The organism is Novosphingobium sp. AP12, assembly GCF_000281975.1.
In the GTDB taxonomy this organism is placed as follows: Bacteria; Pseudomonadota; Alphaproteobacteria; order Sphingomonadales; family Sphingomonadaceae; genus Novosphingobium.
This window is the reverse complement of sequence record NZ_AKKE01000002.1, coordinates 1-2,119: the sequence shown is the minus strand read 5'-3', so window position 1 is coordinate 2,119 and position 2,119 is coordinate 1. Positions and strand designations below refer to the sequence as shown.

Genomic DNA, 2,119 nt, shown 5'->3' with positions numbered 1-2,119 from the left:
GCAGCGGCCGGCCGGCCGTATCGTCCGCCTCGATCCCCCAGCGCTCGAGATGGCCGACCACCCGCGCAGCCAGACCCCGGTCCGGCGAAACGAGCGCGACGCGGCGCTCGGGTGTTTCCAAAGCCTCGCGGATAAGGATGGCGATGGCCTGCGCCTCCTCGCCGGGGTGCGTGCTTTCCATCAAACGCACACCCGCGAGACGGCGGTGCTCGGCCGGCAATGCAACCCACGAGGCTGACGCGCGCGGCGGCAGGAACAGGCTGGAAATCGCGCGACTGCGCTCGGGCGGCGCCGCTGCGATACCCGAGCGGTGCCATTGCTGAACCTCGCCGCGCCCGATGCCCATACGGTTGAGCAGCAGCTTGAGGTGATACTGCGGGTGCGTCACTGCATCGCTTCGGCCGAACGGCGGGTCGTCGTGCTGCGCGGGGTTTCCAGCGGTGCCCAGTTCGCCCCAAACATCATCGGCCAGGGAAAGATCGAGGTCCGGCAGAACAACGCTACCCTGCTCCATCTCGCTCACTACTCGAAGCAGGCGAGCGAGTGAGGGCGAGGCACCGGTCACGCCTGCGGCTACCACCGGATAGGCCGGCGGGCTTTCACGCCAGCGCGCGGCAGCATGGTCGAACAGGCGATTGCGGCGCTCGGGCGCGTCGATCTCGCCGCGGCTCGCGAGTTCGGCGATCCAGTGCTGCTGCACCATGAGGAACGTGCGGGTATTGTCGGTCCAGTGTCCCGCCATTTCGCCGACGATGCCGATGACGCGATCGGACAGCAGGTCGATCGGCGCGATGCCCTCGGCCATGAGGCGGTCCATTGTGCGCCCGATTTCCCAGGCGCGGCGCAGCAATCCGGCGCCCTTCCCGGCAGCATCGCCCTCGGTTTCGCGCAGGTAGTGGGCAAGGCGGAGCCACCGCCGCGTCGGATCGGCGGCAGGCGGAATATCCGCCGCGCCGAGCGGATCGAGCAGCGGTCCCAGCGTCTCGTCGAGGTCGAGATCGCCGACCGCCACCATCCTCGGCAACAGCATTCCTGTGCCCGAGTGACGTACGAAAGCCTCTGTCATCGTGCGCACTGTGCGGCGGCTGGGCAGCAGCAGCGTCAGGCGGGCGAGGCCGAGTTCGCCCTGCGAGTAACGGGGGACCAGGCCAGCAACAAGCGCATCGGCAAAGCCGCGATGGGCAGCGATCGAGTAGACTTTAGGGCGTCGCGGATCGAGCGAAGCCCTCTCAGGCACGCGTCAGCCACTCTTCGGTGGGCTTGATCGCAGACGGCTCGCCCACCTCGAACCACAGGCCCATATGGGAGATGCCGTAGAGCCGACCTTCCTCGATCGCGCGGCTCCATAGCAGGTTGGTCGAGAACGGACCTTCGGGGGCGTCACGTAGCAGGCGGTGCGACACAAGCTTGATACCGGTATAGATGAACGGCGCGACGCGGCCGGGGCGGCGACGGGTCACGCGCCCTTCGGGATCGAGGTGAAAATCCCCCTCGCCGCGGTAGTTGAGCGCGCGGGTGTGCGGCACCATCAGCAGCAACGCATCCATGCGCGCCGGGTCCCAACCCTGCGAGAGTTCCGCGAAGACGTCGGTCGGGCCGTCGAGCCAAATGTTGTCGCTGTTGAGGCAGAAGAACGGCTCGGGCAGCAGCGGAGCCGCCTTCACCATGCCGCCGCCGGTTTCCAGGAGCCGCTCGCGCTCGTCGGAGAGGGCCACCTGCGGCGCGGTCTTGCGGAGCTTGAGGTGCCCCTCCAGAGCGTCGGCCATGTAGTGCGCGTTGACCACCGCCCGGGCGACCCCCGCACCGCCGAGTTTGTCGAGCGCATGATCGATCAGCGACTTGCCGCCGACGCGCACCAGCGGCTTGGGCTGGCTGGCGGTGAGCGGGCGCATGCGCTTGCCCAGCCCTGCGGCCAGGATCATCGCCGTGTCGCTGGCGAGAGGTTTTGCGGTCATTTGTCGAACGTGCCCCCGTCGGCGTCGCGAAGCTCTGCTGGAATGTTCGCATCGAACCAAGCCGCGACGGGCGCAAGCGCCGGATGCGCGAGATCGCGCTCCAGCAGCGCCCATACGCGCGGGATCAGGTCGAGGTAGCGCGGCTTGCCGTCGCGCCGCCACAG

General features: G+C 68.4%; 1 protein-coding gene and 2 pseudogenes. All 3 read right to left on the bottom strand.

The window, feature by feature from the left end:
* A pseudogene (locus tag PMI02_RS00025) lies at positions 1-1,237 on the bottom strand (double-strand break repair protein AddB); the annotation flags it as partial.
* Positions 1,230-1,955, bottom strand: coding sequence for a nucleotidyltransferase family protein (locus PMI02_RS00020; RefSeq protein ID WP_007676912.1), 726 nt, complete (start codon positions 1,953-1,955; stop codon positions 1,230-1,232). The pseudogene PMI02_RS00025 and the gene PMI02_RS00020, both read right to left, overlap by 8 nt.
* A pseudogene (locus PMI02_RS26775) lies at positions 1,952-2,119 on the bottom strand (aminoglycoside phosphotransferase); the annotation flags it as partial. The gene PMI02_RS00020 and the pseudogene PMI02_RS26775, both read right to left, overlap by 4 nt.